The organism is Flagellimonas algicola, from assembly GCF_005937185.1.
Taxonomy (GTDB): domain Bacteria; phylum Bacteroidota; class Bacteroidia; order Flavobacteriales; family Flavobacteriaceae; genus Flagellimonas; species Flagellimonas algicola.
On sequence record NZ_VCNI01000006.1, the window covers coordinates 33,363 to 56,680 of the forward strand.

Genomic DNA, 23,318 nt, shown 5'->3' on the forward strand with positions numbered 1-23,318 from the left:
TCAGAATGACCTTTGAATATGAACATTTTAGACAAAATAATAGCCGATAAACGCAAGGAGGTAGATTTGAAAAAATCTTTGATTCCTCCAGGGCAATTGGAAAAATCCGTTCTCGTGGAAAGGAGTACAGTTTCACTGGCCCAGGTACTTAAAAATAGCGCTACTGGCATTATAGCAGAACACAAACGGCGTTCTCCTTCAAAATTGGTAATCAACCAAGGTTTAAACGTTCAGGATGTAGCTACAGGGTATGAGCAAGCTGGGGTATGCGGCATGTCGGTTTTAACAGACGGCAAATACTTTGGTGGTTCTTTGGATGACTTGTTATTGGCACGAGCAAAGGCCTCTTTGCCCCTTTTACGAAAAGAGTTCATCATCGATGAATATCAGTTACTGGAGGCTAGGGCCCATGGTGCGGATGTGATTTTGCTCATTGCTGCCATTCTAACAAGGGATGAAATCAAACAGCTTTCAGAAACGGCCAAAAGTTTAAGCTTGGATGTACTCTTGGAAGTCCATAATGAAGAAGAGCTACAAAAGTCGCTCATACCAAGTTTGGACATGCTGGGGGTCAACAATCGTAACCTAAAGACATTTGAGGTGAGTTTGGATACCAGCAAGACGTTGTCCAAGCTCATTCCCAATGATTTTGTAAAGGTTTCCGAAAGCGGTATAAGTTCCGTTGAAGCTATCAAGGATTTAAAGCAATTCGGATATCAAGGCTTCTTGATTGGAGAGAATTTTATGAAAACCGACAATCCTGGGAAGCATGCCGCCGAATTTATAAAAGCTTTGGAATCATGAAACTGAAAGTGTGTGGCATGAAATATAATCCAACAGAGGTGGCGCAATTACAGCCGGATTATCTAGGTTTTATTTTCTGGGAACCTTCATCTCGCTATTTCGAAGGAGAAATTCCGGAATTGCCAAAATCCATCAAAAAAGTGGGGGTTTTTGTGGATGCTGAAGTTGAAGAGGTTTTGGAAAAAGTAGAAGCGTTTAGGTTGGATGGCGTTCAACTCCATGGCAATGAAAATCCAAATTACTGTCAGGAACTTCGTCATGCTGTACTTGGTTCAACATCTCACACCAATGGGATTCCGAAACAAGTTGAGGACAACCAGCTGTCACTTCGATCGCAGTCGAGAAGTGGAAAGAATAAGGTCTCGACTGCGCTCGACCTGACAATTATCAAAGTTTTCTCCATCAAAGACTCTTTCGATTTTTCCATTTTAAAAGAATACGAAGATGTCTGCGATTATTATTTGTTCGATACCAAAGGAAAACTCCCCGGAGGAAATGGATATGCCTTTGATTGGTCCATTCTTAAAGACTACCCTTCCACAAAACCGTACTTTTTAAGCGGAGGAATCGGATTGGACTCTATCGAGGATTTAAAAGAATTTTTGGCAAGTTCTGCTTCCAACTTTTGCCATGCGATAGATGTTAATAGCAAATTTGAAATAGAACCTGGTCATAAAAGCATCGCGCAACTAAAACAATTCAAAAAAACATTAATTGATAATCCAACATGAGTTACTACGTCGACGAAAAAGGATACTACGGTGAATTTGGGGGAGCATATATCCCGGAAATGCTATATCCGAATACCGAAGAACTGCGCCAGAATTATCTCGAAATCATGGCAGCACCTTCCTTTAAGGAAGAGTTTCACCAATTGCTGAAGGATTATGTGGGTAGACCCACTCCGCTCTATTTTGCGGAGCGCTTATCCAACAAGTACAACACCAAGATATACTTAAAACGGGAGGACCTCAACCATACTGGAGCCCATAAGGTGAACAACACCATTGGTCAGATTTTAATGGCCAAAAAATTGGGTAAAAACCGAATAATTGCCGAAACAGGAGCAGGTCAGCATGGGGTAGCCACTGCAACGGTTTGCGCCCTCATGGGAATTGAATGTGTAGTATACATGGGCGAAGTAGACATAGCACGTCAAGCCCCAAATGTAGCTCGGATGAAGATGCTTGGGGCAGAGGTAAGACCTGCCTTATCGGGGAGTCGAACGTTGAAGGATGCCACCAACGAGGCTATTCGAGATTGGATTAACAACCCTGTAGATACCCATTACATCATTGGCTCGGTTGTGGGGCCACATCCCTATCCGGATATGGTAGCCCGATTTCAATCGGTGATTTCTGAGGAGATAAAAGCCCAACTCTTGGAAAAAGAAGGTAGGAAAAACCCTGACTATGTGGTGGCCTGTGTAGGTGGCGGGAGCAACGCAGCGGGAGCTTACTATCACTTTTTGGATACCCCTGAGGTAGGCATCATTGCTGTGGAGGCCGCCGGAAAGGGAATTCATTCAGGGGAAAGCGCCGCAACTTCGGCCTTGGGCAAAGTTGGGATTATCCATGGAAGTAAAACCTTGTTGATGCAAACTCCGGATGGGCAGATTACGGAGCCCTATTCCATTTCCGCGGGCTTGGATTATCCCGGGGTAGGTCCCCTGCATGCCCATCTGTTCAAATCGGGGCGAGGAGAATTTATTTCCATTACCGACGATGAGGCCATGACGGCTGGGTTAACGCTTTGTCAACTGGAAGGCATCATCCCCGCCATTGAATCCTCCCATGGATTGGCCATTTTGGAGCAACGAAAGTTTAAGTCGGATGATATCGTGGTCATGAATCTTTCTGGCCGTGGGGACAAAGACCTCCAGAACTATATTGATTATTTTAAACTGTGATCCGTGCCGTCATGCTGAACTTGTTTCAGCATCTCAAAATGATATGAAATCAAGCTTTGTATATATCATAACTAACCAATATCGAACTACTTTTTACATTGGTGTTACCGCAGATTTATATAAAAGAGTTTCTGAGCATGAAAATGGTATTGGCTCAACATTCACAAAAAAATACAATTTGAAAGATTTAATCTATTTTGAAGAGTTTTCTGATATAAACCAAGCCATTGCTAGGGAAAAACAGATAAAAAACTGGCATAAAGAATGGAAAATCAATCTGATAAAAGAAAAGAATCCTTCACTTTCAACTTTAAAATTATGATGAGAACCTGAAACAAGTTCAGGTTGACGAAACTAATACTATGAACCGAATCAAAAGCAAACTTCAAGAAAATAAAAAACTGCTCTCCATTTATTTCACAGCTGGTTATCCCAATATTGACGATACAGTCCAAATTATTCAGGATTTGGAACAAAATGGGGTGGATATAATTGAAATAGGACTTCCCTTTAGCGATCCTTTGGCGGATGGCCCAACAATTCAAGCTAGCTCAACCCAAGCACTGGATAATGGAATGACCACAGACCTACTTTTTGAGCAGCTCCAAGATATTCGTAAAACCGTTTCCATTCCATTAATCATCATGGGCTATTTTAATCCGGTTTTACAATACGGAGTGGAAGGATTCTGTAAAAGGTGTCAGGAAATAGGGATTGATGGGCTTATTTTACCCGACTTGCCCTTGGATGTCTATCAAGAAGAGTACGAGGCCATTTTTAATAAATATGGGTTAATCAACGTGTATTTGATCACTCCCCAGACTAGCGAAGAACGTATCCGCCAAATAGACGATGCTTCAGATGGTTTTATCTATATGGTTAGTTCCGCGAGTACCACGGGAACCAAAGATGGCTTTGGTGACGAACAGCAAGCTTACTTTGACCGAATTGCGTCTATGGGACTACAAAATCCCCAAATTGTAGGCTTTGGTATCAGCAACCAAGAAACATTTAAACAAGCCACCCAACATGCCAAAGGAGCAATTATTGGTTCTGCGTTTATAAAACACTTGGACAAAAATGGGCCTCAAAAAATAGATGGGTTTGTAAGTGGAATTCGCTAACTTCGATATTCATTTAACCCAATCTGAAATATGAGAAAACTGGCTTGTTTTTTTGCCCTTTTGCTGTCCATTTCATCCTATGCACAAGACGCAGCTGCGGTAAAGTCGCAAGTGGCACATGCCATTCAGGAGTTACGGGATTTTATTGCTATTCCCAATGATGCCTTGAACGCTGATGATATTGACGACAACATTCTTTGGCTCAAAAGAAAATTTGGTGAGCGTGGTTTCAATACTGCGGTCCTGGAAACAGAGAACTTACCCCTCTTCTTTGCAGCGATGCCCATGGAAGATAACAAGCCAACCTTGCTGATCTATATGCATTTTGATGGTCAGTCCGTTGAACCTAGCAAATGGAACCAACCCAATCCGTATCAAACCGTGCTTAAAAAACCCGTAGCTGATGGCTTTGAAACAGTTTCCTTTGATGCTTTGAACGATGATATTGATTACGATTGGCGCTTGTTTGGGCGCTCTACATCAGATGACAAAGGACCTATAGTAATGTTCCTGAACGCCATTGACCTTTTGAAAAAGGATGGAAAGGAAATTCCTTTTAACCTAAAGGTTATTTTGGATGGGGAAGAAGAAAAGAGCAGCAAACCCCTACCCCAGGCGGTCAAGCAATACCGCGAGTTGTTGGAGGCCGATTTTCTTGTAATTGCAGATGGCCCTATCCATGCTTCGGGTAGTCCAACAGTGGTTTATGGTTGCCGAGGCATAACCACAATGACCTTGACGACCTATGGCCCTATCAAACCCCAACATAGTGGACATTATGGTAATTATGCCCCTAATCCAGGGTTTCAATTGGCACAGTTACTGGCAGGCATGAAAGATACCGATGGAAGGGTAACCATTCCTGGATACTATGATGGAATTGTTTTGGATGATGACATTATGGAAGTTCTCAAAAGTGTTCCGGATAGTGATGTAGAAATTGCAGAAAAATTACAGTTTAAGACCTCCGAAAAAGTAGGTGGTTATTATCAGGAATCCTTGCAATATCCTTCGTTGAATATCAGGGGGCTTGGCTCTGGATGGGTAGGTCCCAAAAGAAGGACGATAGTCCCGGAAAGTGCCACAGCTGAACTGGATTTACGTTTGGTTCCCGAAAGTGATGGCAATCGTCTTAAAAAACTGGTCAGGGATTATATTACGAAGCAGGGGTACCATGTTTTGGACCACGTTCCCTCAAAATTGGAACGCATGCGTTATGATAAAATCGTTACCGTAGAAGAAGGTTCTGTTACTGATGCCTTCCGTACCGATCTGGACAACAAGTATGGCACTTTTTTAGTGGAAACCTTGAAAAGTACTTTTGACCAAGAGGTGGTCAGGTTCCGAATTATGGGAGGTACTGTTCCCATTTCACCCTTTATCAACGAGCTGAAAATTCCGGCTTTTATTGTACCCATGGTCAATCCGGACAACAATCAGCACAGTCCCAACGAAAATTTAAAGATTGGGCAGTTGGCGTATGGCATCCAAAGCTTATACAGCATTCTTTCAACTCCAACTCCTTAGCAGATTACAGGTATCCGTAAAACGTTTGTTTTTATCGGTAAAAAAATCCAAAAATGGGCTAAAATCCAGAGAATCATGATTTTATCCCACTAAAACTGTAGTATATCCCCTATATTCCGGGAATAGTCACAAGGGCCTTAATTTTGATTTATTAAAGGCCTACTTATGCACTACACTACCCTTGTCATAGATGACTCTTCCATTCAGCGTTTGGCTACAACCATTTTGGTCAAAAACCATCCGCAATTGAAATTGGTAGGTTCTTTTCAAAATCCATTTTGTGGTATTAAGGCAGTTTATGATAAAAAGGTAGACATCGTTTTTCTTGATGTTTTGATGGATTATGTGGATGCTTTTGAACTTCTGGATAATATCGAAATCAATGCGGCTATTATCTTAAATTCCACTTGGGCCAATTTTGCTGTCAAGGCATTTGAATATGGTGTTGATGATTTTTTGATGAAACCCATGCCTAAGCAGCGGTTTGACAAGGCGGTTCAAAAAGCAATTGCCCAAATTGAACTAGGTAAAAAAACCTTACCGCCCACTTACAAGCTTTCAGAAGTAATGTCCACGTTCAAATAAAGAATCCGACACTTCCCAATTAAGATTCAAAAAAAGGTCGGTACTGCATCACCCTAAAATCCATGGTGTTGAAATCTGGGTTTTGCGACTTCATGTCCTTATACGTTTGCAAGCTCCCAACTGCCCTGTTGGCTGCTCCTGAAGGTGCGGTTAGGGAAACGGTTCTTACCAGCTTTGTCTTCTTCTTTAATCCCGATGGAACTGGCAGCATCAATTCATGTATTCTGGGCACTTCATTGGAGATTACTTGCAGCGATAGCCCTTGTTCCTTCAATTGCTTCCTGAAAAAATACTCCGGCCCGTTTTTACTGTTTCCGCCCATAAAAAGCACCGTCTTTAGATTCGGATAGTCCCTTAGATAGCCTACCAAATCCCGAAGTTGCACATTCTGCATCCCCAAATCCGAAGCGTCTACTTTTTGCCGCTCTGCACTGGCCACAATATCACACACTCCTATTTGCTGTTCCAAAAGGAACTTTTTACGTTGTGCGGTGGCCTCATGAGTGGTTTCAAACTTGAGGTTTAAACCAAAAATCCGATCCAAAATGGGCCAAAGCATACCGTTTCGACTACCATAACAGAAATCAACATCGTCCGGTTTCAGCTCTCCTGTGGTAAATCGAGGAGGTGGAAGTGTTCCCACAATAACTTTGGTGGCTTCTGGAAATAAAAAAGGTTCGTAGGGATGGGTGTGTAGAAACATTACTGAAGTGCCTGTAATTCCTCTCTAATTATTTTAATCAAATGTCGGTTTTGCCTAAAGTTGGGTTTGGACATATTTTCGAATTCCGAGACCATTTCTTGATACAACTCCTTCGCATCCTCAGGTTTATTCTGTCGCTGCAAAAATCGGGCAAGCTCCAGGCGTTCCGAAAAACTGGAATAGGGTGCATCAAAAGTTCGCAACACTTCCTCTGCCGATTGGGCATTTCCCATTTTCTCCAGTGTTAATGCATATAGGAATGATGCTTTGGATTTTCGAAACTTGGGATTATCCAAAATCTTTTCAGCGCAAACTACCACCTCTTCCCGATTGGAGTTGTAATAATGCGCTTCCAACAGATTTGAAATCACGTAAAAATCTTTGGAAAAAACATCTTTCAAGGAAGATTCATAATATGCAATCGCTTCTGGGTACAATCCTTCTTCCAAATAGGCATCTGCCAAGGCCACCCTATTTTCAAAGGTTTCGGAAAACTTCAACTTCTTTTCCAAATCCGTAATTTTTTTGAAGGATTAATTGCGGTTACCAAACTTTCCTGGACTTTTTCAATATCCCTCTTTTGAAACACATTGGTAAAGAGGTACAGAATACAACCAATCACGGGAAGAAAAATGATGGCAAAAATCCAATAGTAATTGTTTCTGTTGGTATAACAATGGTAGACACAAAATCCCTGGAGGGCAATTATGGCGTAGTAGTACATTGCCTAAAAATAAAAAGTAATAGGCAAACACCAAGCTTGAACCAGCCATTTTTATCCTCTCAAAAGTACATCTTTGAAAATCAGAAAGTTGACCTTTTAAGCAGAGTTTCTACTAGCATTAATGTTTCCGTACAGGGAACGTGTAACAATTTTCGCGTACAGCTCTTGGTATTCGGATTTTTTGGTGATGTGGTACAGGGCATTTTGTTGAATTACCAGTAGCGGCAAAACAATTTGTTCCCTGATTTTAACCGATTCACGGCTCACCTCCTCATCCTCCATCAAAATTTTTTGCCCGGAAATCTGCAACAACATCTTCTTGGACAATAAAAATTCATCATGAAGAATCTTCCAAAATTCCCCGAACTCTGCATCCTCCGCCATATAGCTGGTCAAATCAAAATTGGTCTTGGCCAAGGACATCATACTGTTGTGCATTAGAGCCCTAAAGAATGGTACTTCTTGATACAATTTTTTGACCTCATTCAATTTACCTTGGTCCTCCAGATTTTGAATGGCCGTTCCTATCCCAAAATAGCCAGGGACATTTTGTTTCAACTGGCTCCAAGAACCTACGAAGGAAATGGCCCTTAAATCAGACAGGGTCAGTTGCTCCTTACTACCCCGTTTTCCCGGACGGCTTCCAATATTGGCCTTTGTGTAAAATTTTAAGGTACTCCTATGCTCCAAATACGGGATAAACTTTTCATGCTGTTTTAGGGCATTGTATTTGTCGAAGCTCATTTCCGAAAGGGTTTCAATCAGTTTTCGTTGCTCCGTAGAAATTACATGCTCCTTTCCATATAGATCATTGCTCAATCCCGCGGTAAGCAACTGCTCGGAATTGTGAATGAACTGCTCTTTGGTTCCATAAGTACTGGTAATCGTCTGGCCCTGAATAGTCATCTGGATTTCATGGTTGGCCACATCGTTGGTCTGGGCGGCGTAAAATCTATGGGTCTTTCCACCTCCCCTTGCTGGTGGTCCTCCCCTACCGTCAAAGAAAATGGCTTTGATCCCATTTCTTTTACAGACCTTACTTAAGGTTTCCTTGGTTCTTAGAATAGACCAATTGGCTTTAAGGTAACCTCCATCCTTGGTTCCATCCGAAAAGCCCAGCATAATAGTATGCTTGTTGTTCCTACGCTCCAAATGGGTTCGGTAAATTGGGGTGTCAAAGAAGGTTTGCATGACCTCTTCGGAGGCTTCCATACCCTTCATGGTTTCAAAGAGTGGAATGATATCAAATGTGATGTCCTCAACTTTCCAACCACACCATCTGAAAAGTCCAAAGACAAAGAAAACCGAATAAATATCTTCCGAATTACTGATTATATACCTATTGCAGCCTTCCTCCCCATTGCTTTGCTGAATTGCTTTCAACTGCCCAATATTGGACAATGTGTCACGGACTATATCTTCTTCATAATCCGAAGGATCTAGTTTTAAATCTTTCTCCAACAACCAATGCACCAATTCTTCCTGACTCAATTCATCCAAAGATGCTTTGATTGCACCCTGTTGTTTGAGGATGGTCTCCACAGTCAAATAATGTTTGCTATGGTCTTGACGGATATCCAAAGTGGCAAAGTGTGTTTTGAAAATATGCACCTTGTTGATAAACCTGTCCAATTCTTTCAGATACAGCCCATGATGGTTTGCCTCCAGTTTTTTACGGATGGCGTCCAATCGTTCCATTATTTCTGGATAGCTGATAATGGAGTTGGTATCAAACATGGCTTTGTAAAGTCTTCCACTCAATGTCACCAAATCTTCTTGGATGCTTTTGAAGGTCAATTTTTTCCGTAGTGCCTTCAACTCGTTATAATAGCACTTCATTAAGGTGAGCCTCAGCTCGTCCGCTACATTTCTGGTAATATCTGCCGTAACAAATGGGTTACCATCCCTGTCGCCCCCTGGCCAAAATCCAAGTTTAATGATGTTATAATTGGCAAATTCCTCGTTCCTAATATTGCTTTTGATGTATTCAAACAACTCGCCAATGGCGTCGTAATAAGTATTTCTTAAAATATAGATGATGTTCTTGGCTTCATCCAAAGGCGTAGGTTTCTTGGAATTTACCAAAGAGGTCAACCCCAATTGTTGCAGGGTAAGGTCAATATCGTCGATTTTGTCCTTATCAATCAACTTTCTGAGCTCGGCTATAATGTCCAGTACCGCTGGGGTATAGAACTGCGTTGGGTGAGCCGTAAGCACAAATCGGGCACTAAAGCTGGAAAGGTTCTTGGCAATTTTGTCCCAATTTTTGGTCTGGTTTACCAACTCAAAATAATCTTTTACCGAAAGGGAATTGGTATATTCCTGAAGCTTTGGAAATGCCGAATCCTCCACACTGTCGTACAAAACCACTTGCCGTTCCACATACTGAATGATCTTGAACATAAAATCCAGTCGTTCCCGTTCATCCTTGATATCCATGAAATTGGTGAAAAAGGTCTCCAATATCTCCTGGGGCTGTTTCCCTGCCTTGAGTCCCAGTTCGCACTGGTCCAATAGCAAGGGAATCAACATTCCAACATTTTCTATATCCCTATACGGTAAGCTCAAGAACAAACTATTGTATACGTTGAACTTGTTGGTGACCGATTTTCTAAATTCTTCCAGACGTCTTGAATGCTGCATGGATCAAATGGTATGGTTAATGTTTGCCGAAGGGCTAAGATCGTGATAAATGCTGAATGAGTGCCCAAAATTTATGCACATCACAATTTAAGACAGGCGCCCCACAAACTTAACAGCTCAGATTGGCATCAATGTAAAGCCAAAGTCGCGCCTACCTTATCCAGCCTATAATTTATCGGATGAATACAGGTTCATTTTCTTTTAGCGTATGCTCTGCACTAAAAATGTAGCCATCGTAGTTAAAACCTTTGATGTCCTCCGAGGTTTTGGCATCCTTGTCCAGAATGTACCTCACCATGGAACCTCTTGCTTTTTTGGCAAAAAAGCTTATGACTTTCAGTTTATCATTTTTCCAATCCTTAAAAATTGGGGTAATCACCGGAACTTTGAGCGTTTTGGGGTCAATAGCACCAAAGTATTCATTACTGGCAAGGTTAATAAAGAGTTCTCCGTCTTCCATTTCCTCATTAAGGTGGGATGTAAGTTGTTTTTGCCAGAATTCGTACAAGTTCTTTTTACGGGCCACTTTAAGCTGGGTTCCCATTTCCAACCGATAAGGCTGAATTAGGTCCAGCGGCTTCAAAATGCCGTACAGACCTGAGAGAATCCGCAGGGTATCTTGAAGTTGCTCCAATTTGGATTCCGGAATGGTATAGGCATCCAAACCTTGATATACATCCCCATTGAAAGAATATACCGCTGGTCTGGCATTTTCAGTCGTAAATGGCGTTGAAAAATCTTGGTTACGCTGCCAATTCAATGCTGCCAAATTATCAGAAATAGACATCAATTTGGAAAGCGCCCTTGGTTTTTTCTTTACCAAGACGGCATTCAATTTTTGGGATTGCTCCAAAAACTGTGGCTGACTATATTTTGAGGTCGGTAATGCTGTTTCAAAGTCGAGTGATTTAGCAGGCGAGATGACAATTTTCATAACTTTTGATTTTTGTAAAAATAATGAGGATATCGGATTTTGGAAACAGCTTTCCAAAGGTCTTTTCAATCCTTGAATTGAAGAAGCTTATGATTCACTATGTTTGGCATAGTTCCTCCACTTTTCAATGCAGAGGGTAATATCTTCGGGCAATTCAGAATCAAATCGCATAAACTCACCACTTACCGGGTGTGCAAAACCCAAGGTTTTGGCATGTAGGGCTTGTCTTGGAAGAACCTTAAACGCATTTTCCACAAATTGTTTGTACTTGGTAAAAGTGGTTCCCTTCAATATTTTATCTCCACCATAACGCTCATCATTGAACAAAGTGTTGCCAATATATTTCATATGTACCCGAATCTGATGGGTCCTTCCTGTTTCCAGTTTGCACGAAATCAAGGTCACATAGCCCAATCGTTCAATTACCTTATAATGGGTCACCGCGTCCTTCCCTTGATCGCCTTCCGGGAAGACCATCATTTGTAAGCGATTTTTGGGGTTTCTGGCGATATGTCCTTCCACAATACCCTCGTCATCGGCAACATTTCCCCATACCAATGCCAAATACTCCCGCTCGCTGCTCTTATCAAAGAACTGCTTGGCCAAATGGGTCATGGCGTGCTCTGTTTTGGCAATCACCAAAAGGCCAGATGTGTCTTTATCTATCCGATGTACAAGCCCGGGGCGTTCAGAACTGTTCTTGGGCAGATGATCAAAATGATGTACCAGGGCATTGATCAAGGTTCCCGAATAGTTTCCATGCCCGGGATGCACTACCATGCCAGCAGGCTTGTTAACCACCAGTAGGGAATCATCCTCATGAACAATATCGAGTGGAATATCTTCAGGAGTCAGCAGAAATTCATAAGGCGGATGTTCAAACATCACTTTCACCTGATCTCCCGCCTTAACCTTGTAGTTCTGCTTTACAATGGCATCATTCACCCAAATATGTCCTTGCTTGGCGGCTTGTTGGATCTTATTTCGGGTAGCATTCTCAATGAAATTCATCAAAAACTTGTCCACGCGCAAGGGCTCTTGACCCTTGGAAGCAGTAAACTTATGGTGTTCAAAGAGTTCTTCCTGCGATAATTCAGGATTTTCGGGAGTGTCCATGCCTATTGCGATTCTGCCTGCACCCTGGCACTACCTGGAATGGTACCATTGCCACAAATCAGTTCTATCTTGGAAGTTTTGGGCAATTTATCCCCAGGTTTCACATGCTTCCCTTTATGTTTCAGTCTATACACCATGTCCCTGCCAAGCTCATCTATATAGGTAACCCGTTGCACTTCCAAACCTACGGCCTGCAGCATGGTTCTCGCATTGCGTTGGGTAACTTGGATAATATCTGGAACGGATACTTTTTTATACCCAGAAGGGTTGACCGTAAAATAAATTTTACGATTGGCTTTCACCTTGTTTCCAGCGGGAGGATCCTGTTCCAAAATGGAAAATCTGGGAAAATCGGGGTTATAGTTGGAGGAATCCAACACCTGATAACGCAGGCCCGCATCTTCAACGGCATCGCGCATCTCCATGACAGACATTCTAGAGAAATCCGGTACTTCCACAAACTCGCCGTGATTAGTGGAACTTTTGAGCCACTGTAAGGTTATATAAACCAAAAGCACAACCGCCACCAAGGCCAGAGCCAATTGGATAAAAAATATTTTACTTTTCAAAAAGCTCAAAAAATGTTTCATCTACTTTTCCTTAACTGAACAAATATAGGAAAGCCAGCCATTTTTCTTTACTTTGGCCTTGCCATATTCGATAAGCCGATGAAAAAAAACATTGCCATCATTATGGGTGGGTACTCCAGTGAGTATGATATCTCCATTAAAAGCGGCAAGGTGGTCCAAAAGTTTTTGGACAGCTCCAAGTACAATGCATTTCCCATCAAAATCACTCAAAAAAAATGGGTTTATGTAGACAGCAATAACACAGAGTTTGCCGTGGATAAATCGGATTTTACCATTTCACCCAATGGGGATAAAATTCATTTTGACTGTGTATTCAATGCGATACATGGAACTCCGGGAGAAGATGGTTTGCTTCAGGCTTACTTTGAATTGTTGGGCCTACCGCATACTTCATGCAATCACTATCAAGCTGCGCTTACCTTTAACAAAAGGGATTTATTGAGCGCCCTAAAGCCCTATGGTGTTCCCTGTGCTACCTCTTATTTTTTGAACAAAGGTGATGCCGTTGATGAGGTCCAAATTGTCAAAAAAGTAGGATTGCCATGTTTTGTCAAGGCCAACAAAGCCGGGAGTAGTTATGGTATTAGCAAGGTGTACAAGAAGGAGGAAATAAAATCGGCCATTGACAAGGCATTTACTGAGGACAGCGAGATTATTATTGAGTCCTCTTTGGAAGGAACGGAAGTTTCAGTAGGGGTCATCACCTATGAAGGTAAGATTGCCGTACTTCCAATCACGGAAATCGTTTCTGAAAATGATTTTTTTGATTACGAGGCCAAATATTTGGGGAAATCACAAGAAATAACCCCAGCCCGTATTTCCGAAATCCAGCAAAACAAGGTAACCCAACTGGCTGAATTCATTTATAAAACTTTAGGACTAAAAGGCTATACGCGAAGTGAGTTTATTTTTATCGGCGACGAGCCCTATTTGTTGGAAGTGAATACCACCCCGGGGTTAACAGAGGAAAGCATACTTCCCCAACAGGCCAATACGGCAGGAATAAGTTTGGAGCAACTATTTAGCAGTGCCATAGAAGAAGCTTTACGATAGAAATTCAGTATTTTTAACCAAACCAAAAATCATGAGACGCGCTATTTTCCCGGGTTCTTTTGACCCTCTTACCCTTGGTCATTATGATATTATCCATAGAGGGATAACGCTGTTTGATGAGTTATTGATCGCCATAGGAATCAATGCGGATAAGAAGTACATGTTCTCGCTAGAGGAAAGAACCCGATTTATCTCCGAAGCGTTTAAACACGAACCCAAAATAAAGGTGGTTACCTATGAAGGTCTTACGGTGGATTTTTGCAAACAGGTAGATGCAGATTTTATTTTAAGAGGACTCCGTAATCCGGCCGATTTTGAGTTTGAAAAAGCCATTGCCCATACCAACCGTCAGCTTTCCGAGATTGAAACTGTTTTTTTATTGACCTCCTCTGGCAAATCGTACATCAGTTCTTCCATAGTGCGGGATGTTATTAGAAATGGAGGGGACTATACTGGATTGGTGCCGGACACGGTAAGGGTTGGTTTGAAATAGATGCATTACCCAAAGAGGTTGGCCTTCCCATCGAATCCAGCTTTCTTCCCACCTAGCGATTGATGCCATTCATCGAAGAAACCACATTTTTTTGTCGATTCACAACAAATACTACGGGAGCAGTGACAATACCTATATTTTAGTAGGAAATTTCGTATAAAATCACTAACCCAAATCTTCCCCCAAAATTTGAAAACCACCGAAACCCTACCCCACCAGTATGTATTAAAACAGCTGCCAAAAGCTACCGCTTTGGTCAACAAAAATTCTCTTTTAGTTGATGCCTCAGATTCGTGGTATGCCATTTTTGATGACTTACTTGGCCCCGGCAAAGACATTATTCACTGGTACCAAAATCATCTGGAAATTGATAAAACAAAACTTAAGAAGTATATAGGTACCTCTTCTGGAGAGTCGTTTCGACATAAAAAATTAGTAAACGGCCAAGAACAATGGTATGAAAGCACCTGTACCCCTTGGTTTGACGAAGATGAAAACCTTCAGGGTACCATTATCCAGACCGATGACATTTCACAGCTAATGGAAAAAGAACAGGAATTGGACAGGATAACTTCATTATTGAAGACCAAATCTGAGGTCGCCAAGGTTGGGAGTTGGGAATATAATCTGGAAACCGAAGAACTCCATTGGTGCGAGGAAACCCAAAAAATACATGAGGTTCAACCTGATTATCAGCCAACCGTAGCGGAAGCCATCGCATTCTACAAACAAGGATATAGCAGAAACCGGATTTCCATGCTTTTTCATAAAGCGTTGGAAAATGGCACCCCTTTCCACGAGAAACTGACCATCATTACAAAAGATGGCAAAGAACGCTGGGTAGCCGCAGCTGGTAAAGCCATTCGGAAAAATGGGGAAATCCACAAAATATTTGGAACCTTTCAGGACATTGATGAACAGATGATGGCAGACAAAAAAATCCGGGAAAGTGAACAACTACTGACCACCTTGATAGACAACTTGCCCATTAATGTTTTTGTAAAGGACAAGGACTCCAGAAAAATATTGGTGAACAAAGCGGAATGTGATTATTTGGGTACCACCCCGGATACCCTTTTGGGTAAAACCGACTTTGACCTTTATGATGAGGCCGTGGCCCAAATTTCAAGGGATGAGGACCTGGAAGTGATGCGGACCCAAGAACCTATGATAGGCAAGGAGACCATTAACGTGAGAAGGGATGGCACCGCCACCAATTTCTTGACCTCCAAAATCCCGTTGTTGGATTTGAAAGGGAAGGCTTATGGGCTCATCGGCATGAGTATGGACATTACCCACATCAAACAAAAGGAGGACCAACTCCATAACTTGATCAATGTTACTGCCATCCAAAATAAAAAGCTCATCAATTTTGCACACATTGTTTCGCATAATCTAAGGTCCCATACGGCCAACTTCTCTATGCTATTGGATTTTCTCATCCGCGAATCGGATGAAAAGGAAAAACAACGAATCATGAAAATGTTGTTCCATGCTTCTGACAATCTCTTGGATACCTTGGAAAACCTAAATGAGGTTGTAGACATAAGCACCAATGTCAATTTGGACAAAAAATCCTTAAATCTTAGTGAGCACATTACCAAAATGCAGCAAAATCTTTCCGCTTTTTTGGAAGAAAACCAGGTAGAATTTGAAAACCACGTACCTGACGATATGATGGTGTCCAGCGTACCGGCCTATTTGGAAAGTATTCTACTTAACCTTGTAACCAATGCCGTTAAATATCAACAACCTGAAAGGAGACCGGTAGTTGAATTAAGAGCCATAAAACAAGATAAAAATATTATGTTCAGTGTTACCGACAATGGACTCGGTATTGACCTAAATCGATACGGAGACAAGATTTTTGGGATGTACAAAACCTTCCACAACCACAAAGATGCACGGGGACTGGGGCTGTACATCATTAAAAACCAAATCGAGGCCATGGACGGTAGTATTTCCGTTAGCAGTGAAGTGGGTAAGGGTTCTACATTCAACGTGTATTTCAATGAAGAAACTGAATAGCATCTATATCATTGATGATGACCCCATCACTGTTTTTGGTTTAAGAAAAATGTTGAAGACCATAACCATATGTAAGGACATCACAGATTTTGAAAATGGAAGATTGGCTCTGGAAGCCTTAAAAAGAAGAATTGAGCTAAAAATACCCTGCCCTGAGGTTATCTTTTTGGACATAAACATGCCCATTATGGATGGTTGGGAATTTTTGGAAGAACTGGTGTCCTTGAACATTCCCGAGAAAATAATCATCAATGTAATTACTTCATCCATAGACCCTATTGATTATAAACGGTGGAATGATTTTAGATTGAACTGCTGGCATCATCTCAATTTCAAGAACAAACCGCTTTATAAATTGGAGGTCACGGACTTAAGTAGGGTGCATTTGGCTTCATGACCATAATATTCCTTATTTTTAAGGCTCTGTAATGGGGAATTCCATGCAAGTTTTATACAAAACCAAATCCAACTATAAGCTCTTTGCTTTCATATCGGCTTTGACGCTTTTTATTTCTTGTGAGACAATTACGCAGGATACAATTGCCTCGTATGAGACCTATTACGAGCTTTCCGATGGTACGGAAACGGCCACGTACCAGCAAACCATCGATTTTTATATCAGGTTGGCCAAGGATTTTCCAGAAATCAATATACAGACCATTGGCGAAACGGATAGCGGTTATCCACTCCACTTGGTTACGTTTAATCCTGATGGCGACTTCAATTTTGACCATATTAGGGCAGATAAAGCCATAATCTTGATCAACAACGGCATACACCCTGGCGAGAGCGATGGAATTGATGCCACTATGATGCTCTTTAGGGATTTGGCTACCACCAAGTTGAAGCACCCAAAAAATGTAATATTGGCCACCATCCCCATTTATAATATTGGCGGGGCACTCTATAGGAACTCCAATACCCGGGCTAACCAAAACGGTCCAGAGGCATACGGTTTTAGGGGAAATGCCAAGAACTATGACCTCAACAGGGATTTTGTTAAAATGGATACCAAAAACGCCAAAACCTTTACCCAAATTTTCCATTTGGTCAAACCTGATGTATTCATAGACAACCATGTGAGCAATGGTGCGGACTATCAGTATGCATTAACACATTTGTTTACCCAACACAACAAATTAGGGGGCAAACTGGGTGAATATCTCCATCAAGAACTTCATCCAAAACTGGAAAAATCCCTAGAGGAAAAAGCATGGGATATAACGCCCTATGTAAACGTATTCAATCGTCCTCCTGAGCTCGGTTTTACCCAATTTATGGATCACCCGAGATATTCCACCGGATATACTACTTTGTGGAATACGTTGGGAATGATGGTGGAAACCCATATGCTCAAACCTTATAAGCAGCGAGTGGAAGGCACCTATGCATTAATGGAAAGTATGGTTGGCATCGTGGAAAAAGATTATAAGACTATTAAAAAAATCCGAAATAAGACACAAGAACAAATGGTTGATCTTCAGGAGTACTATTTCAATTGGCAAGTGGACACCTCACAAACAACCACCCTTGAGTTTAAGGGTTTTGAAGCGGAGCAGTTGGAAAGTGAGATAACCGGATTCCCAAGGCTAAAATATAACCGTGACCAGCCTTTCACCAGGGAAACAGTATACCATAACTACTTTAAGCCAAGCGATACCATTACAGTTCCGGCAGCTTATGTAATTCCCCAGAGTTGGAAGAACATTGTGGAACGATTGGATGCCAATCAGATACAATACACGGAAGTTACTGAAGACATGGAATTGCTTTTGGAAACCTATACCATCTCCAGCTATGAAACTAGGGACAATCCTTATGAGGGACATTATCCACATTACAATTCCCAAGTTGATAAACGTTTGGATAATGTGCAACTAAGGGAAGGCGACCTGATTGTACCGACCAATCAATTGGGGGCAAGATATTTGTTGGAAACACTGGAGCCGCAGGCAGACGACTCCTTTTTCAATTGGAATTTCTTTGATACGGTGCTTCAGCAAAAAGAAGGTTTTTCGCCTTACGTTTTTGAGGATGTGGCTTTGAAGATATTACAGAAAGACTCTGTGCTTCGTAAAAACTTCTTGATTAAAAAGGAACTTGATGAAGATTTTGCCCAGAATTGGTATGCGCAATTGGATTGGGTCTTCCAACGTTCAAAATATAGGGAAAAACCATATTTAAGATATCCCATTTTTAGAATTGCAAAGGACAGCAAAGCGGCAACCCTTATTCCGAAGGAATAAACCAATCCTTGAACAGGATTTTGATATTGTGATAGGAGTTTTCCAGCGCTTTCTTCGTTTTTTTGGCCCCTTTCCACTTTACTTTTAAGATACCTTCGGCCTCCTGGCCTACCAACTTCCCGGAATAGGTAGTGCTCATCCTAAACCAATGCACCTGCTTTAAGCGGTATTCCCCATTTCTTTTGAAGACATGGTAGGTGGTTCTCAAAAACTTCTCGATAACCAAATCCTTTACTCCGGTTTCCTCCTCCACTTCCCGAATTGCGGCCTTTTCTATGGACTCTCCTTTGTCCACCTTTCCTTTGGGCAAATCCCACTTGCCATTTCTAAAAATAAAAAGCACTTTGTCCTTAGCATTGGTAACAAAACCACCTCCAGCTACCACCACAGGAATTTTATGCATAAAAACATCCAACATTTTTTCCTCGTCAGGGTGGTAAATGTAAGCTTCTTTGAGTCTGCCTTTGGACAAGGAATCTATGGCCATTAGTATAGAATCGCCATCGAGCGAAAAGAGATTTCCGTTGGTGTTGTCCTGGCGCTCATTTGTTAAAATCAGAGGGGACTCATTAACAAAAACTTTATACATTTGCGCAATGGTTTTAAACAAGGATACTGCTAAAAAAACAGCCGAGCTTCTGCTGCAAATTAATGCAATTAAGTTGGAACCAGAAAATCCATTTACATGGGCTTCTGGTTGGAAATCCCCCATCTACTGTGACAACAGAGTCATGCTTTCATACCCAGAAATCAGGGATTTTGTGCGTAAGGAGATGGCCAAACAGGTTGAGGAGTTGTATGGTAAACCCGATGTTATCGCCGGGGTTGCCACCGGAGCTATTGGTATTGGGATTTTAGTTGCGGATGCCCTTGGACTTCCTTTTGTGTATGTAAGGCCAGAACCCAAATCGCATGGAAGACAAAACCAGGTAGAAGGTCACCTTGAAGCTGGTCAAACGGTGGTGGTCATTGAAGATTTAATCAGTACAGGGAAAAGCAGCCTTAATGCGGTACGGGCCTTACGCTCCCAACAGGTTGATGTTAAAGGAATGATTGCTGTTTTTACCTATGGTTTTTCTTTGTCAGATGCCAATTTTGCAGAAGAAAAGCTAGACTTGCACACCTTGTCGGATTACGCCCATTTAATTGAGCAAGCTTCCGAAACCAATTATATCGAAGAATCACAAATGCAAACCTTGTTGCAGTGGAAGTCCAATCCACAGCAATGGAAATAACCTCATATTATGCACATTGAAGTAGCCAAAAAAAAAGTGGGCAAAAGCGCTCAAGAAGTTTTTGAGTTTTTGACCGATATCCGAAACTTTGAAACCCTGATGCCAGACAATATTGACAAATTTGAGGTTTTGGATGAAAACACTTTCCGATTTGCACTGAAAGGAATGCCAGAAATCGTATTGCGCCTAAAGGAGCAAAACCCACATGACAAGGTGGTTCTAGGTGCTGCAAGTGACAAGTTGCCCTTTACCCTCACAGGGAGCATTGAACCAATAGGTGATACAGAAAGTGAAGTGGGCCTAAGCTTTGAAGGGGAATTCAATGCCATGATGGCCATGATGATCAAAGCTCCCATCACCAATTTTATGGAAACGCTTTCAGCCAATATGGACAAAATTTAGGTCAGGAGAGCAAGAAAACTTCTTTTAGTCCAAATTCCCTAAAGATTTGGTCCTCCAATTCCAGCACTAATTTCCCTTGATGGGAAACGCCTCGGATAAAACCCATAAACACCTCCCCTTTTTCATCTTTAAAGGTCGATGGCTTGTCCTTTCGGAAGAGTTTTTTTGCGTATTGGGGAAGCAACTCCTCAATAGTCCTATTTTCAATATCGTGTAATTGAAATTTAAGTCTGGCCAGTAACTTTTGGAGCAGTTCTTCCAACTCCAAGCTACGTCCCAAAATAGATTTTAAGGAAGCAACCTTTCCTAGCTTGTTGAACTCCGTTTGGTTCACGTTTAACCCAATTCCTATAATTGAGTTCTGAATGGCTTGTCCTTTCAGGACATTTTCTATCAAAATTCCGCATATTTTGTCCGAACCTGACATTATGTCGTTGGGCCATTTTACCTTTAAATTGAGAATGTTCAGCTTGTTCAAAGCGTCATAAATTGCAAGCGAAACCGCAATATTAATCTTGAACTGCTGCTCCGCCGGCAATGCCTCAAACTTCTTCAACACACTAAACGTAAGGTTTTTACCGGGTTGGGACTGCCAGTTGGTTCCCATTTGACCCCTTCCCTTCTCCTGCGCACGCGCAACAACACAGGTGTAATCTTCCAAGTTTTTGGCACGGGCCAAGGATCTTAAATACAAATTTGTGGAGTCCGTGGCATCAAGTTTGATTATTTGTGAGTGTTCTCCCAATGTGGTGCGTCCAAGGTTATGTTAAAATCTAGGGCTAAGAAAACAAAAAAAATATAACTTTGTAGAAACTAAAATTTTTGAATGCAGAAAACGAAAGCTAGCGCAGATGAACTGATTGCCTTAATTTTACATGGAATTGAAGAAGTAAAGGGAGTAGATATAAATCTCCTCGATTTAAGGGAAATTGAAAATACAGTTTGTGACTACTTTATAATCTGCAATGGTACTTCCAATACGCATGTAAATGCAATTGTTTCCTCTATCCAAAAAACTGTCAGCAAAGCCATCCAAGATAAACCTTGGCATGTTGAGGGTTCGGAAAACGCAGAGTGGGTCCTAATGGACTATGTAAACGTTGTGGTACATGTATTTCAGAAACATATTAGGGAATTCTACGACATAGAAGGACTTTGGGGAGATGCCAAAGTCACCATGGTGGAGAGCAGCTATAATTCTTAAAAAAATGGCAAAAGAAAACAATTCGAATACCCCTAAGAAACCTCGTTTTAGCTCCTGGTGGATCTATGGTGTGGTCATTGCATTGATCATTGGATTTCAGTTTTTTGGTGGAAACAGTTTCTCCAGTACTGAAAAAACCACAACCTCCGAACTTCAGGAATACCTAAGAAATGGGGATATTTCAGAAATTCTGATCATCACCAATGCCAGACAGGCAAAGGTGTTCCTAACTGAAGAAGCCCTTCAAAAAGATGTTCACCGTAATGTAGCGGATAGACCATTCAATTTTTCCACAGGAAAAATTCCACAGTATATCTTGGATTATGGTGATCTACAAAACTTTGAAGACGAGATAAAGAGCATCAAAAAAGAAAACAACTTGGATACCATTGTCGATTTTGACACGGAATCCAATGTGTTGGGAGAATTGTTGCTTTCCTTGCTTCCATTTGCCCTTATTATAGGAATCTGGATTTACCTCATGCGCAGAATGTCCGGTGGTGCTGGTGGAGGTGCAGGTGGTCAGATTTTCAACATTGGAAAATCCAAGGCAAAACTTTTTGACGAAAAAACAGATACCCGGACTTCATTTAAAGATGTGGCCGGACTTGAAGGTGCAAAAGAGGAGGTCCAGGAAATTGTGGAATTCCTTAAAAATCCAGACAAATACACCTCTTTGGGAGGTAAAATTCCAAAGGGCGCACTCTTGGTAGGCCCTCCCGGAACAGGGAAGACCCTTTTGGCCAAGGCTGTAGCTGGAGAAGCAAAAGTTCCATTCTTTTCTCTATCCGGTTCCGATTTTGTGGAAATGTTCGTAGGTGTGGGTGCTTCGCGTGTCCGCGATCTCTTCAAGCAAGCCAAGGATAAATCCCCTGCTATCATTTTTATTGATGAAATTGATGCCATTGGACGTGCCAGAGGTAAAAACAACTTCACAGGCTCCAACGATGAAAGGGAAAACACCCTGAACCAGCTTTTGACCGAGATGGATGGTTTTGGCACCAATACGAATGTTATTGTGTTGGCAGCCACTAACAGGGCTGATGTTTTGGATAAGGCATTGATGCGTGCTGGACGTTTTGACCGTCAGATTTATGTAGACCTTCCAGATTTAAGGGAGCGTAAGGAGATTTTTGAAGTCCATTTGCGTCCTATTAAGACTGCAGAAACTCTGGATTTGGACTTTTTGGCCAAGCAAACTCCAGGATTTTCTGGAGCTGATATCGCCAATGTCTGTAACGAAGCGGCTTTGATTGCTGCCCGTAAGGAGAAAAAAGCGGTGAACAAACAGGATTTCTTGGATGCTGTTGACCGTATTGTGGGTGGACTGGAAAAGAAGAACAAAATCATAACCCCGGAAGAGAAAAAGACTATTGCTTTCCATGAAGCGGGACACGCTACCGTAAGCTGGATGTTGGAACATGCCGCTCCTCTAGTAAAAGTTACCATTGTACCCAGAGGTCAATCCTTGGGAGCAGCTTGGTACTTGCCCGAAGAGCGACTGATTGTTCGTCCAGAGCAAATGTTGGATGAAATGTGTGCTACCATGGGTGGTAGGGCAGCCGAAAAAGTGGTGTTCAACAAGATTTCCACTGGTGCCCTTAGTGATTTGGAAAAAGTGACCAAACAAGCCAGGGCCATGGTTACTATTTACGGACTAAACGATCAACTGGGCAATATCACATATTACGACTCTTCTGGACAGAACGAATACGGATTCACCAAGCCTTATAGCGAGGAGACCGCACAAAAAATTGACGAAGAGATTTCGAAAATTATAGAGGAGCAATACACCAGGGCCATTAATTTGTTGAAGGAAAGCAAGGATAAATTAACGGAACTTGCAGAAAGGCTCTTGGAAAAAGAGGTTATCTTTAAGGACGACTTGGAAAAGATTTTTGGAAAGAGACCTTTTGAGAAGGAAGAAGAGGAGCTGGAAACTGCCGAGTAAATTTTGGGCATAGGGATAAATATTTCTCAAGTACTTGTATTTTTGAA

Annotated in this window: 24 protein-coding genes; 16 read left to right on the forward strand and 8 right to left on the reverse strand. The window is 41.7% G+C overall.

Going from position 1 to position 23,318, the window contains the following annotated elements; all coding sequences use genetic code 11:
* Positions 1–18: 18 nt before the first annotated feature.
* The 7 genes from trpC to FGG15_RS19285 all read left to right on the forward strand — a co-directional run bounded on the left by trpC (position 19) and on the right by FGG15_RS19285 (position 5,949).
* Positions 19–804, forward strand: coding sequence for an indole-3-glycerol phosphate synthase TrpC (trpC, locus tag FGG15_RS19255; protein ID WP_138839411.1), 786 nt, complete (start codon positions 19–21; stop codon positions 802–804).
* Positions 801–1,535, forward strand: coding sequence for a phosphoribosylanthranilate isomerase (locus FGG15_RS19260; protein WP_138839412.1), 735 nt, complete (start codon positions 801–803; stop codon positions 1,533–1,535). The genes trpC and FGG15_RS19260 overlap by 4 nt, the downstream gene beginning before the upstream one ends.
* Positions 1,532–2,713: a tryptophan synthase subunit beta gene (gene trpB / locus FGG15_RS19265; RefSeq protein ID WP_138839413.1), complete on the forward strand. Its 1,182-nt coding sequence runs from the start codon at positions 1,532–1,534 to the stop codon at positions 2,711–2,713. The genes FGG15_RS19260 and trpB overlap by 4 nt, the downstream gene beginning before the upstream one ends.
* The gene (locus FGG15_RS19270; RefSeq protein WP_313791004.1) at positions 2,694–3,035 is read left to right on the forward strand and encodes a GIY-YIG nuclease family protein; all 342 of its coding nucleotides are present in this window, start codon (positions 2,694–2,696) and stop codon (positions 3,033–3,035) included. Before trpB ends, FGG15_RS19270 begins: the two co-directional genes overlap by 20 nt.
* Positions 3,036–3,075: 40 nt before the next feature.
* A complete protein-coding gene (gene trpA / locus FGG15_RS19275) occupies positions 3,076–3,837 on the forward strand; it encodes a tryptophan synthase subunit alpha (protein WP_138839415.1) in 762 nt (253 codons plus the stop codon).
* A 30-nt stretch (positions 3,838–3,867) separates the two neighbouring features.
* Entirely contained in the window at positions 3,868–5,364 is a 1,497-nt protein-coding gene (locus FGG15_RS19280; RefSeq protein WP_138839416.1) for a M20/M25/M40 family metallo-hydrolase, read from the forward strand.
* 165 nt (positions 5,365–5,529) lie between these two features.
* Positions 5,530–5,949, forward strand: coding sequence for a LytR/AlgR family response regulator transcription factor (locus FGG15_RS19285; protein ID WP_138839417.1), 420 nt, complete (start codon positions 5,530–5,532; stop codon positions 5,947–5,949).
* A 19-nt stretch (positions 5,950–5,968) separates the two neighbouring features.
* On the opposite strand, the gene FGG15_RS19290 is transcribed toward FGG15_RS19285, so the two are convergent.
* The 6 genes from FGG15_RS19290 to FGG15_RS19320 form a co-directional block, all read right to left on the reverse strand.
* Positions 5,969–6,652, reverse strand: coding sequence for a uracil-DNA glycosylase family protein (locus FGG15_RS19290; protein WP_138839418.1), 684 nt, complete (start codon positions 6,650–6,652; stop codon positions 5,969–5,971).
* Positions 6,652–7,164, reverse strand: a complete 513-nt coding sequence (locus tag FGG15_RS19295) for a tetratricopeptide repeat protein (protein WP_161992013.1) — start codon at positions 7,162–7,164, stop codon at positions 6,652–6,654. The genes FGG15_RS19290 and FGG15_RS19295 overlap by 1 nt, the downstream gene beginning before the upstream one ends.
* A 308-nt stretch (positions 7,165–7,472) precedes the next feature.
* Positions 7,473–10,019, reverse strand: a complete 2,547-nt coding sequence (locus tag FGG15_RS19305; RefSeq protein WP_138839421.1) for a phosphoenolpyruvate carboxylase — start codon at positions 10,017–10,019, stop codon at positions 7,473–7,475.
* Between the two features lie 172 nt (positions 10,020–10,191).
* Entirely contained in the window at positions 10,192–10,953 is a 762-nt protein-coding gene (gene yaaA, locus FGG15_RS19310) for a peroxide stress protein YaaA (RefSeq protein WP_138839422.1), read from the reverse strand.
* An 87-nt stretch (positions 10,954–11,040) separates the two neighbouring features.
* Positions 11,041–12,069 (reverse strand): RluA family pseudouridine synthase, encoded by a 1,029-nt coding sequence (locus tag FGG15_RS19315; protein WP_138839423.1) that lies wholly within the window; start codon positions 12,067–12,069, stop codon positions 11,041–11,043.
* Between the two features lie 2 nt (positions 12,070–12,071).
* The gene (locus FGG15_RS19320) at positions 12,072–12,659 is read right to left on the reverse strand and encodes a PASTA domain-containing protein (protein WP_138839424.1); all 588 of its coding nucleotides are present in this window, start codon (positions 12,657–12,659) and stop codon (positions 12,072–12,074) included.
* A 78-nt stretch (positions 12,660–12,737) separates the two neighbouring features.
* Between FGG15_RS19320 and FGG15_RS19325 the strand changes: the two genes are divergently transcribed.
* From FGG15_RS19325 to FGG15_RS19345, 5 genes are all read left to right on the forward strand, one after another.
* Positions 12,738–13,712 carry a D-alanine--D-alanine ligase gene (locus FGG15_RS19325; protein WP_138839425.1) on the forward strand — a complete coding sequence of 325 codons (975 nt, stop codon included), beginning with the start codon at positions 12,738–12,740 and terminating at the stop codon, positions 13,710–13,712.
* Positions 13,713–13,743: 31 nt separating this feature from the next.
* Entirely contained in the window at positions 13,744–14,205 is a 462-nt protein-coding gene (gene coaD / locus FGG15_RS19330) for a pantetheine-phosphate adenylyltransferase (RefSeq protein WP_138839426.1), read from the forward strand.
* Positions 14,206–14,394: 189 nt separating this feature from the next.
* Entirely contained in the window at positions 14,395–16,233 is a 1,839-nt protein-coding gene (locus FGG15_RS19335) for a PAS domain-containing sensor histidine kinase (protein ID WP_138839427.1), read from the forward strand.
* On the forward strand, positions 16,217–16,630 hold the full coding sequence (locus tag FGG15_RS19340; protein WP_138839428.1) for a response regulator: 414 nt from the start codon (positions 16,217–16,219) through the stop codon (positions 16,628–16,630). The genes FGG15_RS19335 and FGG15_RS19340 overlap by 17 nt, the downstream gene beginning before the upstream one ends.
* A 43-nt stretch (positions 16,631–16,673) precedes the next feature.
* The gene (locus FGG15_RS19345) at positions 16,674–18,479 is read left to right on the forward strand and encodes a M14 family metallopeptidase (RefSeq protein WP_138839429.1); all 1,806 of its coding nucleotides are present in this window, start codon (positions 16,674–16,676) and stop codon (positions 18,477–18,479) included.
* Here FGG15_RS19345 and FGG15_RS19350 read toward each other — a convergent pair.
* Entirely contained in the window at positions 18,463–19,068 is a 606-nt protein-coding gene (locus FGG15_RS19350) for an NUDIX hydrolase (protein WP_138839430.1), read from the reverse strand. The two genes, FGG15_RS19345 and FGG15_RS19350, sit on opposite strands and share 17 nt — an antisense overlap.
* Positions 19,069–19,075: 7 nt before the next feature.
* Between FGG15_RS19350 and pyrE the strand changes: the two genes are divergently transcribed.
* Both pyrE and FGG15_RS19360 read left to right on the forward strand, forming a co-directional pair.
* Positions 19,076–19,714, forward strand: a complete 639-nt coding sequence (gene pyrE, locus FGG15_RS19355; protein WP_138839431.1) for an orotate phosphoribosyltransferase — start codon at positions 19,076–19,078, stop codon at positions 19,712–19,714.
* A 9-nt stretch (positions 19,715–19,723) separates the two neighbouring features.
* Positions 19,724–20,116, forward strand: coding sequence for an SRPBCC family protein (locus FGG15_RS19360; RefSeq protein WP_138839432.1), 393 nt, complete (start codon positions 19,724–19,726; stop codon positions 20,114–20,116).
* A gap of 1 nt (position 20,117) precedes the next feature.
* Here FGG15_RS19360 and FGG15_RS19365 read toward each other — a convergent pair whose 3' ends face one another.
* Positions 20,118–20,861 carry a biotin--[acetyl-CoA-carboxylase] ligase gene (locus tag FGG15_RS19365; protein ID WP_138839433.1) on the reverse strand — a complete coding sequence of 248 codons (744 nt, stop codon included), beginning with the start codon at positions 20,859–20,861 and terminating at the stop codon, positions 20,118–20,120.
* Positions 20,862–20,942: 81 nt separating this feature from the next.
* On the opposite strand from FGG15_RS19365, the gene rsfS reads away from it, so the two are divergent.
* Positions 20,943–21,320 (forward strand): ribosome silencing factor, encoded by a 378-nt coding sequence (rsfS, locus tag FGG15_RS19370; RefSeq protein WP_136466322.1) that lies wholly within the window; start codon positions 20,943–20,945, stop codon positions 21,318–21,320.
* A 4-nt stretch (positions 21,321–21,324) separates the two neighbouring features.
* Entirely contained in the window at positions 21,325–23,271 is a 1,947-nt protein-coding gene (gene ftsH / locus FGG15_RS19375; RefSeq protein WP_138839434.1) for an ATP-dependent zinc metalloprotease FtsH, read from the forward strand.
* Positions 23,272–23,318: the final 47 nt, after the last annotated feature.

Excerpts from the sequence above, each read along its gene's own strand:
- trpC (WP_138839411.1), top strand. The coding sequence starts at position 19 with ATGAACATTTTAGACAAAATAATAGCCGATAAACGCAAGGAGGTAGAT.
- FGG15_RS19260 (WP_138839412.1), top strand. The coding sequence starts at position 801 with ATGAAACTGAAAGTGTGTGGCATGAAATATAATCCAACAGAGGTGGCG.
- trpB (WP_138839413.1), top strand. The coding sequence starts at position 1,532 with ATGAGTTACTACGTCGACGAAAAAGGATACTACGGTGAATTTGGGGGA.
- trpA (WP_138839415.1), top strand. The coding sequence starts at position 3,076 with ATGAACCGAATCAAAAGCAAACTTCAAGAAAATAAAAAACTGCTCTCC.
- FGG15_RS19280 (WP_138839416.1), top strand. The coding sequence starts at position 3,868 with ATGAGAAAACTGGCTTGTTTTTTTGCCCTTTTGCTGTCCATTTCATCC.
- FGG15_RS19285 (WP_138839417.1), top strand. The coding sequence starts at position 5,530 with ATGCACTACACTACCCTTGTCATAGATGACTCTTCCATTCAGCGTTTG.
- FGG15_RS19290 (WP_138839418.1), bottom strand. The coding sequence starts at position 6,652 with ATGTTTCTACACACCCATCCCTACGAACCTTTTTTATTTCCAGAAGCC.
- FGG15_RS19305 (WP_138839421.1), bottom strand. The coding sequence starts at position 10,019 with ATGCAGCATTCAAGACGTCTGGAAGAATTTAGAAAATCGGTCACCAAC.
- yaaA (WP_138839422.1), bottom strand. The coding sequence starts at position 10,953 with ATGAAAATTGTCATCTCGCCTGCTAAATCACTCGACTTTGAAACAGCA.
- FGG15_RS19315 (WP_138839423.1), bottom strand. The coding sequence starts at position 12,069 with ATGGACACTCCCGAAAATCCTGAATTATCGCAGGAAGAACTCTTTGAA.
- FGG15_RS19320 (WP_138839424.1), bottom strand. The coding sequence starts at position 12,659 with ATGAAACATTTTTTGAGCTTTTTGAAAAGTAAAATATTTTTTATCCAA.
- FGG15_RS19325 (WP_138839425.1), top strand. The coding sequence starts at position 12,738 with ATGAAAAAAAACATTGCCATCATTATGGGTGGGTACTCCAGTGAGTAT.
- coaD (WP_138839426.1), top strand. The coding sequence starts at position 13,744 with ATGAGACGCGCTATTTTCCCGGGTTCTTTTGACCCTCTTACCCTTGGT.
- FGG15_RS19340 (WP_138839428.1), top strand. The coding sequence starts at position 16,217 with ATGAAGAAACTGAATAGCATCTATATCATTGATGATGACCCCATCACT.
- FGG15_RS19345 (WP_138839429.1), top strand. The coding sequence starts at position 16,674 with ATGCAAGTTTTATACAAAACCAAATCCAACTATAAGCTCTTTGCTTTC.
- FGG15_RS19350 (WP_138839430.1), bottom strand. The coding sequence starts at position 19,068 with ATGTATAAAGTTTTTGTTAATGAGTCCCCTCTGATTTTAACAAATGAG.
- pyrE (WP_138839431.1), top strand. The coding sequence starts at position 19,076 with ATGGTTTTAAACAAGGATACTGCTAAAAAAACAGCCGAGCTTCTGCTG.
- FGG15_RS19360 (WP_138839432.1), top strand. The coding sequence starts at position 19,724 with ATGCACATTGAAGTAGCCAAAAAAAAAGTGGGCAAAAGCGCTCAAGAA.
- rsfS (WP_136466322.1), top strand. The coding sequence starts at position 20,943 with ATGCAGAAAACGAAAGCTAGCGCAGATGAACTGATTGCCTTAATTTTA.
- ftsH (WP_138839434.1), top strand. The coding sequence starts at position 21,325 with ATGGCAAAAGAAAACAATTCGAATACCCCTAAGAAACCTCGTTTTAGC.